Consider the following 14,878-nt stretch of genomic DNA (forward strand, 5'->3'; position numbering starts at 1 on the left):
CGGCCCTCTTTTCTCCCGCGTGCCGGCATAAAGCCGGCCGGGCGGGAACCTGACGAGGGCGGAATGCGACTGATTCGCGGCATTCACAATCTGCGGGCGAGCCACCGGGGCTGCGTCGCCACCATCGGCAACTTCGATGGCGTCCATCTGGGGCATCAACGGATTCTCGATCAGGTGATCGACGAGGCCAGGGCGCGTGGCAAGCTGGCCACGGTGATGCTGTTCGAACCTCAGCCGCAGGAATTTTTCTGCCCGGACCAGGCACCGGCGCGGCTTAACAGCCTGCGTGACAAGTTGATCGCGCTGCGCGACTACGGCGTCGATCAGGTGTTGTGCGCCCGGTTCAACGAGTCGTTCCGCAGCCTCACCGCCGAGGCGTTCGTGCGGGATCTGCTGGTCGAGGGCCTGGGCATCGACTACCTGGTGGTGGGTGATGACTTCCGTTTCGGCCGTGGCCGCGACGGTGATTTCGATTACCTGAAGCAGGCCGGCGAGCGGTTCGGTTTTCAGGTCACCGACACGCCGACCTGCGAAGTCGACGGCGAGCGGGTGTCCAGCACGCGGGTACGCGCGGCGCTGGAGCAGGGGAATTTCCGCCTGGCCGAGCGCCTGCTGGGTCGCCCTTATACGATCAGCGGCCGCGTGCGCCACGGCGACAAGCTGGGCCGCACCCTGGATGTGCCGACGGTGAATCTGGCCCTGAAGCGGCCGGTGTCGCCGCTGCACGGGGTGTTCGCGGTGCGGGTGTCCGGCGCCGGCCTCGAGGGCCATCCGGGCGCGGCCAATATGGGCACGCGGCCGTCGGTGGACGGCCAGGAAAACCGCCTGGAAGTGCATCTGCTTAATTTTCAGGGTGATCTGTACGACGCGCATTTGAGCGTCGCGTTTCATCATTTCGTGCGGCCGGAAGAGAAATTCGACGGCCTCGACGAACTCAAGGCCGCCATGTGGCGGGATCTGGAACAGGTACAAGCCTTTTTGGACCAAGACGACGGACTATGACGGATTACAAGGCGACGCTTAATCTTCCCCACACCGACTTCCCGATGAAGGCCGGTCTGTCCCAGCGCGAACCCAAGCGTCTGGACCAATGGCAGCAGCGCGATCTGTACCGCCGGATTCGCGAAGCGTCCGCCGGACGTCCCAAGTTCATCCTTCACGATGGCCCCCCGTACGCCAACGGCGACATTCATATCGGCCACGCGGTGAACAAGATCCTCAAGGACATCATCGTCAAGGCGCGCACCCTGGACGGCTACGATGCCCCCTACGTGCCGGGCTGGGACTGCCACGGGCTGCCCATCGAGCTGAAGGTGGAGCAGAAGGTGGGCAAGGCCGGCCACAAGGTGGACGCCGCCACCTTCCGCAAGAAGTGCCGGGAGTTCGCCGCCAAGCAGGTGGCAGGCCAGAAGCGTGACTTCCAGCGCCTGGGTGTGTTCGGGGACTGGGACAGCCCCTACCTGACCATGGACTACGATACCGAGGCGAACATCATCCGCGCGCTCGGCAAGATCGCCGCCGGTGGCCACCTGACCAAGGGCTTCAAGCCGGTGCACTGGTGCCTGGACTGCGCCTCCGCCCTGGCGGAAGCGGAAGTGGAATACCAGGACAAGCAGTCGCCGGCCATCGACGTGGCGTTCGTCGTCACCGACCCGGCGGATTTCAACAGCCGCACCGGCGTCGAGGCCGCATCCCCGGCCCTGGTGATCTGGACCACCACGCCCTGGACGCTGCCCGCCAACCGGGCGGTGGCGGTGCATCCGGAGCTGGATTATGTGCTGCTCAGCGGTGAGCAGAACGGCGCCGCCGTGGCACTGGTGGTGGCCGAAGATCTGGCGGACACCGTCAGCGAGCGCTTCGCGCTCACCGGTGCCGAGCGGTCCGCGTCGTTCAAGGGCGCGGCCCTGGAACACCTCACCCTGCGGCACCCGTTCCTGGACCGCCAGGTGCCGGTGATTCTTGGCGATCACGTCACCACCGACGCCGGTACCGGCTGCGTGCATACCGCGCCGGGCCACGGTGAAGACGACTTTATCGTCGGCAAGCAGTACGGCCTGGAAGTGGACAGCCCGGTGCAGGACAACGGCCTGTTCCGTGACGATCTGCCGGTGGTCGGCGGCCTGCACGTGAGCAAGGCCAACCAGCCGGTGATCGACGCCCTCAAGGAAGGCGGCACCCTGGTGGCGCTGGAGACAATCACCCACAGCTACCCGCACTGCTGGCGCCACAAGACGCCGATCATTTTCCGCAGCACCGCCCAGTGGTTCATCCCCATGAGCGAGGGCGGCCTGCTGGCCCAGGCCCGCGCCGAGGTGGACAAGGTGCAGTGGCTGCCGGAGTGGGGCAAGGCGCGCATCGAAGGCATGCTGCGCGACCGCCCGGACTGGTGTATCTCCCGGCAGCGCACCTGGGGCGTGCCGATCGCCCTGTTCGTGGACCGCGCCACCTCCGAGCCGCACCCGGACACCCCGCGCCTGATCGAGGAAGTGGCCAAGCGTGTAGAGCAGAACGGCATCGACGCCTGGTTCGACCTGGAGGCCGAGGAGCTGCTCGGCGACGACGCGGAGCGCTACACCAAGGTCACCGACATCCTGGACGTCTGGTTCGACTCCGGCGTGACCCACTACTCGGTGCTCGAGCAGCGCGACGAACTGGCGGTGCCCGCCGACCTCTACCTGGAAGGCTCCGACCAGCACCGCGGCTGGTTCCAGTCCTCGCTGCTGACCAGCACCGCGATCCGTGACGCGGCGCCCTATAAAAGCGTGCTCACCCACGGCTTCACGGTGGACGAGCAGGGCCGCAAGATGTCCAAGTCGATCGGTAACGTGATCGCCCCGCAGGAAGTGTGGAACGACCTGGGCGCGGACATCCTGCGCCTGTGGGTGGCGGCCACCGATTACCGCGGTGAGATGAGCGTGTCCAAGAACATTCTCAAGCAGATGGCGGACAGCTATCGCCGCATCCGCAACACCGCCCGCTTCCTGCTCTCCAACCTGAACGGCTTCGACCCGCAGCGCGACGCGGTGGCCCCGGACGACATGATCGCCCTGGACCGCTGGGCGGTGGGCCGCGCCGACGCTCTGCAGGCGGAGCTGCGCGAGCTGTACGACGGCTATCATTTCCATCTGGTCTACCAGCGCCTGCACAACTTCTGCGGCAACGAGCTGGGCGGCTTCTACCTGGACATCATCAAGGACCGCCAGTACACCACGCCGGCGGATTCGCTGGCGCGGCGCTCCTGCCAGACCGCGCTGTATCACATCGCCCAGGCCCTGGTGCGCTGGATGGCGCCGATCCTCAGCTTCACCGCCGAGGAAATCTTCGAGCTGCTGCCCGGCGAGCGCCCCGAGTCCGTGTTCCTGACCACCTGGTACGACGGCCTCTTCCCGCCGGCGGACGACGCGGACATGGATCTGGCGTTCTGGGAGCAGGTGCAGGCCGTCAAGCAGGCGGTCAACAAGGCCATCGAAGAGGCCCGCAACCGCAAGGAACTGCGCGCCAACCTGGCCGCCGAGGCCACCCTTTACGTGGACGAGCGGCTGGCCGGCCTGCTCGGTCGCCTGGGCGACGAGCTGCGCTTTGTCACCATCACCTCCACCGCCACCCTGGCGCCGCTGGCGGACGCCCCGGCGGAGCTGCCGGACAGCGCCGTGGCCGGGCTTAAAGTGCGGGTGGCGCCGTCGCCGCACGACAAATGCGTGCGCTGCTGGCACCACCGCCCGGACATCGGCACGCACCCCGAGCACCCGGAGCTGTGCGGCCGCTGCGTGACCAACCTGGACGGTGACGGCGAGGAACGCCACTATGCGTGAGCAACAAGGCGCCCAGAGCCAACTGGTCTGGTTGTGGCTCACCGGCCTGGTGATCGTGCTGGATCAGGTCAGCAAGCACTGGGTGGTGGCCCGTTTCGACCTCTATGAGCGGCTGGAGGTGCTGCCGTTCTTCAACCTGACCCTGGCCTACAACTCCGGGGCCGCGTTCAGCTTTCTGGCCGGCGCCGGCGGCTGGCAACGCTGGTTCTTCGCCGCCGTGGCGGTGATCGCCGTGGTGCTGATCCTGGGCTGGATGCGCAAACTGCGCGAGGAGCGCATGCAGGGCGCCGCTCTGGCACTGATCCTCGGCGGCGCCGTCGGCAACCTCTACGACCGGGTGGTGCTCGGCCATGTGGTCGACTTTCTCGACTTCTATGGGGGCGATTACCACTTCCCGGCCTTTAATATCGCCGATACCGCCATCACTATTGGGGCAGCCTTGATCATTCTCGACATGCTGCTGGGAGGCCGTCGCGGCCATGACTGACACCTTGCGCGCGGGTCCGCAGACCCGCATCACCCTGCATTTCGCCGTGCGTCTGATGGACGGCACCGAAATGGACAGCACCTACGGCGGCGAGCCGGCCGCCTTCTCCTGGGGTGACGAATCCCTGCTGCCCGGCTTCGAGCGCGCCATCCTCGGCCTCAAGGCCGGCGACAAGCGCAGCGTCTTCATCGACGCCGCCTCCGGCTTCGGTGAATACAACGAACAGAACCGGCAGCACTTCAAGCGCAGCACCTTCAGCGCCGACGACGTGGAAGTGGGCACGGTGATGAATTTCGCCGATGCCGCCGGCGCCGAACTGCCCGGCGTGATCGCCGAACTGGACGACGACTGGGTCACCGTGGACTTCAATCACCCGCTGGCCGGCCGCGACCTCACCTTCGAGGTGGAGATCATCAACGTCGAGCACGACGCCCCGGAGCAGGCCGTCCGCCTGAACTGACCTTCTGGCCGGCCACCGCTGGTGGCGCGTATACTCAGGATACATTTCAAGCAGGTTCCGATATGCAAATCCGTCTCGCCAACCCCCGTGGCTTCTGCGCCGGCGTCGATCGGGCCATCGATATCGTCAATCGGGCCCTGGACGTGTTCGGGCCGCCGGTCTATGTGCGCCACGAAGTGGTCCATAACCGCTACGTGGTGGACGGCCTGCGCGAGCGCGGCGCGGTGTTCGTCGATGAGCTGGAAGAAGTGCCCGACGACGCCATCGTCATCTTCAGCGCCCACGGTGTCTCCAAGGCGGTGCAGGACGAGGCCGAGCAGCGCGCCCTGCAGGTGTTCGACGCCACCTGCCCGCTGGTCACCAAGGTGCACATGGAGGTGATTCGCTACGCCCAGGAGGGCCGCGAAGCGATTCTGATCGGCCACCAGGGCCACCCGGAAGTGGAAGGCACCATGGGCCAGTACGACACCAGCAAGGGCGGGCGCATGTATCTGGTGGAAGACGAGGCCGACGTGGCCCGCCTGGACGTCACCGACCCGGACAATCTGGCGTTCGTCACCCAGACCACCCTGAGCGTGGACGACACCGCCCGCATCATCGACGCCCTGCGCCAGCGCTTCCCCAATATCCTCGGCCCCAAGCGTGAGGATATCTGCTACGCCACCACCAACCGCCAGGACGCGGTGCGCCAGCTCGCGCTGGAATGCCAGCTGGTGCTGGTGGTGGGGTCGGTGAACAGCTCCAACTCCAACCGCCTGCGCGAACTGGCCGAGCGCTGCGGCACCCCCGCCCACCTGCTCGACGACCCGGCCATGATCGACCCAGCCTGGCTCAAGGGTAAGAAGGCCGTGGGCGTCACCGCCGGCGCCAGCGCCCCCGAGGAGCTGGTCCACCAGGTGATCGCCCGCCTGCGCGAACTGGGCGGCGAAGACGCCCACGAGATCCCCGGCCGCGAAGAGAACATCCGCTTTTCCATGCCCCGCGCCCTGCGCGCCTGAGCCCCACGCCTCCTCCGTGAAACCTCCCCGCCCGCCAGGGCGGGCGGCTCCAGCTGTGTTGTACGGCGTCCTGCCCGCATAAAATGCTGACTCTATAGCTAATGAAAAAGTGCGAATAGCATCACAGTCTATCTTCGTAAAAATTCCCGCTTATCAACCGCTTATGCCGTTTATTGCCGCCAAGTGACCGCTCGTCTAAGTCTCGTTGTCGACGGTTTTACAATTGCTAGAGTGTGCTCTCCGGAATCAGATTGGAGTGCGCCGTGGTGGCTGACGCCCGGTTCAAAAACAGGGGCTTCACCCTTATTGAGTTGATGTTGGGCATTCTCGTTGCCGGAGTATTGCTGGCGCTGGCGGTGCCTTCTTTCCAGAATCTCATGGCCAATAATGCGTTGAGGACCGCCAGCGCGGATCTTGTCACTGCCATTAACACCGCTCGTTCCCAGGCCGTGAGCTTACGTAAAGATGTGATTCTCAAGCAAAAAAATTCGGACTGGTCGGACGGCTGGGAAGTGGAGTACGACGCTTCTGTGGACGTGGAAGGTCAGCAGCATTTCACTCCCACAGGGCAGGTCTCCGTGACCGCCAAGCTCTCCGAGTTGACGTTTCGTCCTTCGGGCATGGTCAGTGACGAAGCCGAGTTCACTATCTGTGATGACCGGTCCGGTGAGAATGGTCGTCGCATTCGGGTGAAGAAGTTCGGTGTGATTGAGAACGAAACGATTGTCTGCGGTTAGCGACGGGATGGCGATGAGCATGATGATGGAACAACAGCGCGGTGTCGGCATGGTCGAGATACTCGTCGCTCTATTGGTGCTGGCCATCGGGGTTCTTGGTTACGCGGGCCTTCAGCTTAGTGCCCTTAAAAGTACCGAATCGGCGCAAGTGCGCTCACAGGGTACCGCATTGGCGCGCAATGCTCTTGAAGCCATCGCGCTTAACCCGCAAGAGCGATTGACCTACCTGAACGCGGATAAGTGGGATAACGCCCAAAGCAGTTTTGGTGATCAGCCCCCTTCGAACCCGAATTGTCTTTCCAGTGCTTGCACACCCTCGGAGATGGCTGACTGGGAAATCGCATATCTTCAATGGCAGGCGGGTACGATGTTGCCCGCCGGCCGTATTCGTGTGCAGCAATGTAAGGCCGGTGGCTTCAGCAGTAGCTGCGTGGTGGTTGCCTGGGGCGACCAGGACATAAGCCGGTGTCTTGATGGCGGGGATATCAATACCGGCTTGGACTCGGAATGCGCGGTCATGGAGGTGGAGCGATGAGCGCTCGTCGTGTTATTCGAGGGTTCAGCCTCGTGGAACTGATGGTCGCAATGGTGCTGGGTTTGTTGCTTACCGCAGCCGCTGTGTCCCTGTTTTCCACCAATCAGCGTACTTTTCAACTGCAGCAAACCATGGGCCAATTACAGGAGCAGGGCCAGCTAGCGATGCGGTTTATCAACCAGGATGTGAGAAAAATCGGCCTGGTCAGAGAGGATGTGGGGGCCTTGGTGCTGCCCGGTATTATCACCACTGGAGCGTCCCCCGCTCCCTCTTCCAATAACGATGAAAATGGTAATGACCGTCTTACGTTCAGCTTCCATGGCGCCGTGGATTGCGAAGGGGAGTCGTTAATGCCCCTACAGAATACCGTCGTGGTCAATACTTATTGGGTGGATGACGACGGTCAATTGAACTGCGAGGGCAATCTAAGCGTTGGTAGTAACGGTGTTACCTTACTGAGAGGCGTGCGTAGTTTTCAGGTCCTCTACGGAATTGATACCGAACATGATGGTATCGCCTCTGTCTCGCAATACATTACGGCCGATGAGCTGGATCTGGATCAGGACCCGGTTCTGGCTATCAAGCTAGGCGTACTCATGGAGGCTGATTTGCCTTCCATGAGCAACGCAGAACAAGAGCAAACGTTCTACATCCTCGACAGCGAAGTAGTCGTGGATGAGGGGCGAACCATGCGTCGCCAGTTTCATTCCACTGTCGCTATTCGAAATTACTCATGGGAAGAAATCTGATGTTGCCCGTTTCCATGTCGTTCAAGCGCCACGAGCAAGGTGTCGCCCTTTTGATAGCGCTGCTCATACTGGTAGTGGTTTCGCTAATGGGTATTACCGCCATGAAAACCAGCATGTTCAGTGCGAAGATAGCCACGGGTACGCAGGTCGATGCGATGGCGTTTGAAGGTGCGGAGTCGTCTGTTTCAGATGCTTTCAAGAAACTCGAGAACATGAGTAGTGATGATTTGCAGTCCTTTCTAAGTGGCGAGGTCATGCACCGGTGTTTGAGTTCGGGTGCCGCTATCGACGGCGTTTGTGGTCCGTCTTCAAGGATGGATTCTCGCGATTTAATCAAGGCCGGATCGAGAACCAGACAGCAAGGTTTTCAAGCTGTCTCCGGCGGGCAGGTCAGCATGAGTGGTAACAGTGTAATCCCGATGGATTTTAACTTTGACATCGTCGGCGATGCCGAGATTGAAGAATTCAATATTGATAATCACCATGTTCAGCAGGCATTGAAACGCGGTCTTGTGTCGGCGTCCGATTTGATGTCTAGCGCACAACGGGAGAGGGGCAATGAAGCTGAATAGCATACTCAGAGCGGCTTTTTTTCTAGTCGCGTTAGGCCTGTCGCCGACCAGTCTCTATGCGGACGATACAGAGATTTATTATGCGCGCGCCGATGTGGATAACGACCAGAACGAACAGATCGCCAACGTGCTTTTTCTGATCGATACCTCCGGCAGTATGTGTGATCCGCCGAACGGCGGAAGCCGGGACTGTTCTAAGACCTCCACAAAGATGTTCCAGCTAAAACAAGCATTTCGTCAGGTTATCGACGGTGTTGATAATGGTGTTCGGGTTGGCGTTGGTAAGTTTAACGGCGGGGCTGACAATTCCGGTTTTGGTGGTTACGTATTCTATCCAGTCAGCGAAATGACTGAGGCCGCTCGTACCGAGGTGAAGAATCTGGTCGATGGTCTTCAAGGCACCTCCAATACGCCCACCATGGAGGCCTACTCCGAGATGGCGCGTTATATGATGGGGCGCTCTCCTTCGGACTATGCCAAGGCCGGCGAGGCTCTGCAAAATGATCCCAGGCGTGCCGTTAACATCGGATATGGTTGTATAGAGTATAGAAGAAATGGCAGCTGTCGGCGGGAGGGATTTTTCACCACCGCCGAGTATGATTCGCCAATGAATATGCAGAACCAGTGTGAGAGCAACCACATCATCGTAATGACTGATGGTGACCCCACGTATGATGGTGATGAGTCCGCAGCTGAGAATCTAACCGGCGGCAACTGCAATGTGCCAGGTGGTAGCTCCAGTGGTAGTAGCTATGAGTGTCAGAAGGAAATCGCTGACTGGCTTTATAAGGAGAGCCGCAATAACAAGCGCTCGGTGAAAACCTGGCAAGTCGCCTTCGGTCAAAACATCAGTAAGCTCAATGAGATGCAAGAAGTCGCTGAGATAGGCGGCACCGAAAGTGTAAGGTTGGCGGACAACGCTAGTGAGCTGGCCCGGGAATTTAACGATATCCTGGAGCTGATTGCTGAGGAATCTCAGAGTATTACGTCGCCTGGTGTATCGGTGAACCAAAATAACCGCCTGGAGCATCTAGACCAGCTTTATTTCGCTCTTTTCAAACCGGAAAAGACCTCGGTGTGGCCAGGTAATTTGAAGCGTTACGGTGCCTCCGGCGGCAACGTAACGGATCGCACTGGCCAGAACGCGATCAATAGTGAGACTGGAGGGTTTAGAGAAGATGCTTCCAGCTTTTGGTCTAGCACCGTGGACGGCGCCGATGTGCGGAAAGGCGGCGCGCTTGAGCAGTTGGAAGGTCGCCGCCTTTATATAGGTAATAACAGCGATGATGGTGGCGAGTACCGTCTCCAGCCCAATACCACAACGTTCAATAATCTGACTAACGCGCGTTTTGGTATACCTAACAGTAACGCTGTGGTGGATTTTGATAGCAAGCTGAAGGTTTATAACGCCCTGTCTACAATGTGGGCGGATCCGATGCACAGTGTGCCTTTGCTCGTGAATTATGAATTGGGCAGTGATGCTAACGATGCCGAAGGCCAGCAGAACTATGTCTTTGTTTCCACGAACGGCGGTATGCTGCACGCTATTGATACGAGCGATGGTAGCGAAAAGTTTGCGTTCATGCCTGATGAAATGCTTCGGAAAGCCTACGATTTCGTGCGCTCTCCGCCACTCAAGAGCGGGAACATCCGGAGCTTGTATGGCATGGACTCGAGCTGGGTGCCGATCCGTATCGCCGGCGCCGATGGAGATGCGGAAAAAGTCTGGATTTTCGGCGGTATGCGACGGGGTGGGTATAATTACTACGGGCTGGACGTTTCCAGCATCGACACGCCGAAGCTGGAATGGCGTATCCGTGGTAATAGTGGCAGCGGTGGCACCACCAGTGGGTTCGACAAGCTGGGGCAGACCTGGTCCACGCCGACCGTGACCAGTGTTCGCATTGATGGTGAGGTCCGTACCGTGTTGGTATTCGGTGGCGGCTATGACCCGGATGGACACGATACCGAGGGGGAAAGGGCTAACGAAGATGATGTAGGTAACGCGGTCTACATGGTGGATGCCTACACCGGCGATTTAATTTGGTCAGCCAGCAACGAAGGCAACTCGCAAGGGGCTAGTTCAGTTCATGATGCCATGAATTGGGCGATACCCGGGGGGATTTCGGTGGTGGACCTGCCAACGGACGGAATTGCTGACTACCTTTACTTCGGCGACCTTGGTGGCCAGGTGTTCCGCGTTAATCTCGATAACAGTAATGAAGGGGCCGAGGGTTTGGTGGACGGCGTAGTGCGTCTGGCCAATCTGGGCGAGGACAGCCATCGGCGTTTCTACGAAGCTCCCGCGGTTGGCTATCAGCGCTCAGGGCTTTCTGAAACCTTATATGTTGCTATTGGCTCCGGCTACCGGGCCCATCCGCTGGATGAAGAGACGGATGAAGCCTTCTTCATGCTGATCGATCGTAACTTTAAATCCAGTGAGCAAAACGACGTGATCAGTCGTAACGACCTTACTCCGGTAGGCGCGAGCACCAGCGCCGATCCGGAAGGTGACGGTTGGAGGTTCGATTTTACCCGGGATGGCGAGAAAGTGATGTCTTCGCCGACCATCTTCCAGGGGGATGTGTTCTTTACCACCTATGTGCCGACGGATATCGATCAGGAGGAAGATCCCTGTCAGATACTCTATGGTCAGGCTTTTGCTTACCGCGCGAGCATGCTAACGGGTGCGGCACGCAGCTTTACCAACGATGGGTCGGCCAATTGGAGTGGGGAGGAGTTGGATAATTCCGGTATTCCGCCAAGTGTTGTTCCGATCTATTTGCCGCCCCCGGGGCCGGATGATCCGGATAATGACCCGAATGACCCGGACAATGATCCGCCGGAGCCTGGTACTGTACGCTTCAACGTTGGACGTGAGTTTGTCGGGGAAGATGGCATTGACTACAACAACTTCCGTAAGCGTCGCTGGTATCAGCTTGAGAAAAATGAAGCGAACCAGTTCTTTCCTCCGGGTCAGGAGTCCGAATAATGGTTTCCCCGCAAAAGAAAGCCAAGGGGTTCACGCTGATTGAGCTGATGATCGTGGTAGTGGTGGTGGCCATCCTAGCCGCCATTGCCTACCCTGCCTATACAGAGCAAGTTCGGGAGACGCGTCGCTCCGAATATCAAGGGCTGATGATGGATCTCGCGTCGTCCCTGGAGAACTATCGGGCCCGTAATTTTTCTTATAAAGGCGCCGGCTCCCAGCTTGGTTCTCTGTCGCCAAAGCTTAATAGTAATGACTATTACTCGGTCAATATTAATGTAAGTGCCGATAATCAACGATACGATATTTCCGCTGCTCCTAAAGGTGCGCAAAGCGGTGATGGTACGTTGAAGCTCAACAGCGAAGGCGTTACCTGTCACGTTAAAGGCAGTTCTTGCACACTTGATGGAAGCCACCGTTGGAATGACTGATCAATCGCATTAGGGACACTGATCGGCGTTCGTTCGCTCTATGCGCGCGGTGCCGATCACGTTCATGATCACCTTGCGCGCATAATGCTGGTTGCAAATTAGAAAGTGTCCGTTCTGGTAGAACAGGGTGCCCCGCCGCCCGTAGCGGAGCGACTCACCTCGAAAGCGCTTCCAGATGAGTCGTGTGCTTTTGGGTAGCTCCAGTTTCTCAATCACCTCGGCCGGCTGTATCCTCCCATCGTCGTTTTTATCCTGGGCCAGAAGCAGCGTGTTCGTCGGCTTGAACCGGTCGCACAGGCTGTTGCCGTCGCAAAGGTAGGTGGTGCCGTGGGTCAGCGCATGGGCGCGCGCCTGATGGATAAAGCCGAGCACCCGGTTGCTGGCGGCGATCACCCGTTGTTTGGGCAGCCAGTCGTTGTGCAGGCCATGCCCGGCGCTGAGCAGCACCGCCAACACTATCAGCGCGATCATCAGCTCCATCAGGGTGAAGCCCCGGCGGCGTGAGCGCCGCTTTGCCGTCCCGTTTGCGCCTTCCATGGCGAATCCTCCGGGCCGTCCTTGGCCCTCTTGATCGATACATTGATCCAGGTCGTGTTATCCCAGTCTAGCGCGCCGGGCCCGTTGTCCCTGTGTTATTGTTGCTCCCCTTCCTGTCATCCAACTCCCACGATTTGCTATGGCTGATGTACTCATTGTCGGTGGTGGAATTGTCGGTTTGCTGAGTGCGCTGAATCTCAGTGACCGGGGATTGAGCGTCACCGTGATCGACGCCGGCGGGCAGCGTCCGCCGGCGTCCTGGGCCGGTGGCGGTATTCTGTCGCCGCTGTTCGCCTGGCGTTACCCCGATCCCATGAACCGGCTGAGCCACGACGCCACGGCGCGCTACCGGGCGCTGGTGGATCGTCTTCAGGGCAAGGCCGGGCTGTGCGCGTCGGACCTGCATCACAGCGGCCTGTGGGTGGCGGTGGACGGCGACGAGCGCCGGCAGGCGCTGCGCTGGGCGTCGGACTGGGGCCTGAGCTGCCGGGACGCGCCGTTGAGCGGGCATTTGTCGGCGGCGCCGGAGCGGCAAGGTGTGTGGTTCCCGGAGATCGGCAATCTGCGCAACCCGCGCCTGTTGAAAGCGCTGCGCGCCACACTGGTGGGGCAGGGCGTGACGTTCGTGAATGCGGCGGTGGACGCCGTGCGGCCCGCCGCCCGGGGCGCCGAGCTGACCCTGAGCCGGGGCGGCACGCTGTCCGCGCCCCGGGTGCTGCTCTGCGCGGGGGCCTGGACGCCGGCGTTGCTGGCGCCTCTGGGCGTGCGATTGCCGTTGTTCCCGGCCAAGGGCGAGATGCTGCTGTATCGGTTGCCGCCGGGCCGGGTGCCGACCATCGTGCTCACCGACCAGGGCTATCTGATTCCGCGTGCCGATGGCGCGGTGCTGGCCGGTTCCACCCTCAACCCCGGCGATGCCACCACATACCCCACGGTGACCGGGCGTTGGGCGTTGCAGGCCATGGCGGCGTCACTGCTGCCGGAGCTGGCGTCGGTGACGCCGTCCCATCATTGGGCCGGGGTGCGGCCGGGCAGTGACCGCGACTGGCCCTATCTGGGGCCGGTGCCCGGCACCCGCGGGGTGTTCGCCGCCGCCGGGCTGCATCGCAATGGTTTGGTGGCGGCGCCGGCCAGCGCCGAGCTGCTGGCGCGCCTGATGTGCGGGGAAACGCCGTCGCTGGATCCGGCGGCTTATTCGCTGTCCGGGGCGCCGTCCTGATCCAGTTCCAGCTTCTTTAGCCGGTAGCGCAGCGAGCGGAAGGTCATGCCCAGCTTCTTGGCGGCCGCGGTGCGGTTCCAGTGGGTGGTGTCCAGCGCGCGCAGGATTTCCTGTTTCTCGATCTCCTGCAGATAGTCTTCCAGCGGCAGCTGCGGGTGGCGGCCGCCGCCGTTGCCGGCGGACGGCTGCGGCCCGTCGTCGCTGGGCAGGTGCAGATGCTCGGGTTCGATCATCTCGCCGTCGCAGAGGGTGAGGGCACGCTCCAGGGTGTTTTCCAGTTCGCGGACGTTGCCGGGAAAGCGGTAGCCGGCGAGGGCGGACATGGCCCGCTCGCTGACCGCCGGCGGCCGGGTCTCCCAGGCTTCGCCGAGACGCTGCAGGATGTGTTCCACCAGCACCGGGATGTCCTCGTGCCGTTCGCGCAGCGGGGGGACGTGCGCTTCGATCACGTTGAGGCGGTAGTAAAGATCCTGGCGGAAGCGGCCGGCGCTCATTTCTTCGCCCAGGTCCCGGTGGGTGGCGCAGAGAATGCGCAGGTTAACCGCGAACTCCTTGGACTCGCCCACCGGGCGCACCGTTTTTTCCTGAATCGCGCGCAGCAGTTTCACCTGCATGTGCAGCGGCAGGTCGGCCACTTCGTCGAGGAACAGGGTGCCGCCGTCCGCTTCGCGGAACAGGCCTTTGCGGTCTTCCACGGCGCCGGTGAAGCTGCCCTTGCGGTGGCCGAAGAATTCGCTCTCCATCAGTTCCGAGGGGATCGCGCCGCAGTTGACCGCCACGAAGGGCTTTTCCCGGCGCGGGCCCAGGGCGTGGATCAAACGCGCCACGCGCTCCTTGCCGCTGCCGGATTCGCCGCTGATGTAGATCGGCGCCTGGCTGCGCGCCAGTGTGCGGATCTGCTGCTTGAGGCGCTGCATGGCCGGCCCCTGGCCGACCAGGGTGTCTTCTTCCCCGCCGCCGTCGCCGGCTTTCTCGGTGCGGCTGATGCCCAGGCCGTCCTCGATCAACTGCCGCAGGCGGTCCAGCGCCACCGGTTTGGCGATGAAGTCGTAGGCGCCCAGCTTCATCGCGTCGGTGGCCACGTCCATGTTGCCGTAGGCGGTGATCACCGCCACCGGCATGTCCGGGGCGGTCTGGGCGGCGTGGCGCAGCAGGTCCAGGCCGGTGCCGTCGCCCAGGTTCATGTCGGTGAGGCAGAGGTCGAAGCGGTCGTTATCGAGCAGGCGCCGCGCGGCGCCGAGCGAATCGGCCGCGGTGGCATCCAGTTTCATCCGCCCCAGGGTGATGACGAGCAGTTCGCGCAGATCCGCTTCGTCGTCAACAACCAGAACACGAGGAGTCTTATCGGTCAT

14 protein-coding genes are annotated in these 14,878 nt (G+C 61.4%); 12 read left to right on the forward strand and 2 right to left on the reverse strand.

The genetic code is table 11. The features are described 5' to 3' along the window. Nucleotides 1-63 precede the first annotated feature (63 nt). The 11 genes from ribF (at nucleotide 64) to ACEQZD_RS13480 (ending at nucleotide 11,770) form a co-directional block, all read left to right on the forward strand. Nucleotides 64-1,002 carry a bifunctional riboflavin kinase/FAD synthetase gene (ribF, locus tag ACEQZD_RS13430; RefSeq protein ID WP_142949783.1) on the forward strand — a complete coding sequence of 313 codons (939 nt, stop codon included), beginning with the start codon at nucleotides 64-66 and terminating at the stop codon, nucleotides 1,000-1,002. Further along, a complete protein-coding gene (gene ileS, locus ACEQZD_RS13435) occupies nucleotides 999-3,812 on the forward strand; it encodes an isoleucine--tRNA ligase (RefSeq protein ID WP_370186091.1) in 2,814 nt (937 codons plus the stop codon). The genes ribF and ileS overlap by 4 nt, the downstream gene beginning before the upstream one ends. Then, nucleotides 3,805-4,299, forward strand: coding sequence for a signal peptidase II (gene lspA, locus ACEQZD_RS13440; RefSeq protein WP_370186093.1), 495 nt, complete (start codon nucleotides 3,805-3,807; stop codon nucleotides 4,297-4,299). The genes ileS and lspA overlap by 8 nt, the downstream gene beginning before the upstream one ends. After that, nucleotides 4,292-4,759, forward strand: a complete 468-nt coding sequence (fkpB, locus tag ACEQZD_RS13445; RefSeq protein ID WP_142949780.1) for an FKBP-type peptidyl-prolyl cis-trans isomerase — start codon at nucleotides 4,292-4,294, stop codon at nucleotides 4,757-4,759. Before lspA ends, fkpB begins: the two co-directional genes overlap by 8 nt. Nucleotides 4,760-4,821: 62 nt before the next feature. After that, entirely contained in the window at nucleotides 4,822-5,757 is a 936-nt protein-coding gene (ispH, locus tag ACEQZD_RS13450; RefSeq protein ID WP_142949779.1) for a 4-hydroxy-3-methylbut-2-enyl diphosphate reductase, read from the forward strand. Nucleotides 5,758-6,020: 263 nt separating this feature from the next. Beyond that, nucleotides 6,021-6,494, forward strand: a complete 474-nt coding sequence (locus tag ACEQZD_RS13455; RefSeq protein ID WP_142949778.1) for a GspH/FimT family pseudopilin — start codon at nucleotides 6,021-6,023, stop codon at nucleotides 6,492-6,494. Between the two features lie 19 nt (nucleotides 6,495-6,513). Next, a complete protein-coding gene (pilV, locus tag ACEQZD_RS13460) occupies nucleotides 6,514-7,029 on the forward strand; it encodes a type IV pilus modification protein PilV (protein ID WP_185956963.1) in 516 nt (171 codons plus the stop codon). After that, a complete protein-coding gene (locus tag ACEQZD_RS13465) occupies nucleotides 7,026-7,778 on the forward strand; it encodes a PilW family protein (protein WP_185956962.1) in 753 nt (250 codons plus the stop codon). The genes pilV and ACEQZD_RS13465 overlap by 4 nt, the downstream gene beginning before the upstream one ends. Continuing rightward, complete coding sequence (locus ACEQZD_RS13470; protein WP_185956961.1) at nucleotides 7,778-8,350, forward strand: PilX N-terminal domain-containing pilus assembly protein; 573 nt, start codon at nucleotides 7,778-7,780, stop codon at nucleotides 8,348-8,350. The genes ACEQZD_RS13465 and ACEQZD_RS13470 overlap by 1 nt, the downstream gene beginning before the upstream one ends. Then, nucleotides 8,337-11,342, forward strand: a complete 3,006-nt coding sequence (locus ACEQZD_RS13475; protein ID WP_142949774.1) for a PilC/PilY family type IV pilus protein — start codon at nucleotides 8,337-8,339, stop codon at nucleotides 11,340-11,342. The genes ACEQZD_RS13470 and ACEQZD_RS13475 overlap by 14 nt, the downstream gene beginning before the upstream one ends. Continuing rightward, complete coding sequence (locus ACEQZD_RS13480) at nucleotides 11,342-11,770, forward strand: type IV pilin protein (protein ID WP_142949773.1); 429 nt, start codon at nucleotides 11,342-11,344, stop codon at nucleotides 11,768-11,770. Before ACEQZD_RS13475 ends, ACEQZD_RS13480 begins: the two co-directional genes overlap by 1 nt. Nucleotides 11,771-11,779: 9 nt before the next feature. On the opposite strand, the gene ACEQZD_RS13485 is transcribed toward ACEQZD_RS13480, so the two are convergent. Beyond that, a complete protein-coding gene (locus ACEQZD_RS13485) occupies nucleotides 11,780-12,307 on the reverse strand; it encodes a Tfp pilus assembly protein FimT/FimU (protein WP_142949772.1) in 528 nt (175 codons plus the stop codon). 139 nt (nucleotides 12,308-12,446) lie between these two features. Here ACEQZD_RS13485 and ACEQZD_RS13490 point away from each other — a divergent pair, with 139 nt between their 5' ends. Continuing rightward, nucleotides 12,447-13,526, forward strand: coding sequence for an NAD(P)/FAD-dependent oxidoreductase (locus tag ACEQZD_RS13490; protein ID WP_370186098.1), 1,080 nt, complete (start codon nucleotides 12,447-12,449; stop codon nucleotides 13,524-13,526). On the opposite strand, the gene ACEQZD_RS13495 is transcribed toward ACEQZD_RS13490, so the two are convergent. Then, nucleotides 13,499-14,878: a sigma-54-dependent transcriptional regulator gene (locus tag ACEQZD_RS13495; protein WP_370186111.1), complete on the reverse strand. Its 1,380-nt coding sequence runs from the start codon at nucleotides 14,876-14,878 to the stop codon at nucleotides 13,499-13,501. The two genes, ACEQZD_RS13490 and ACEQZD_RS13495, sit on opposite strands and share 28 nt — an antisense overlap.

Origin of the sequence: Alloalcanivorax sp., from assembly GCF_964221125.1 — a bacterium.
Taxonomy (GTDB): Bacteria; Pseudomonadota; Gammaproteobacteria; order Pseudomonadales; family Alcanivoracaceae; genus Alloalcanivorax; species Alloalcanivorax venustensis.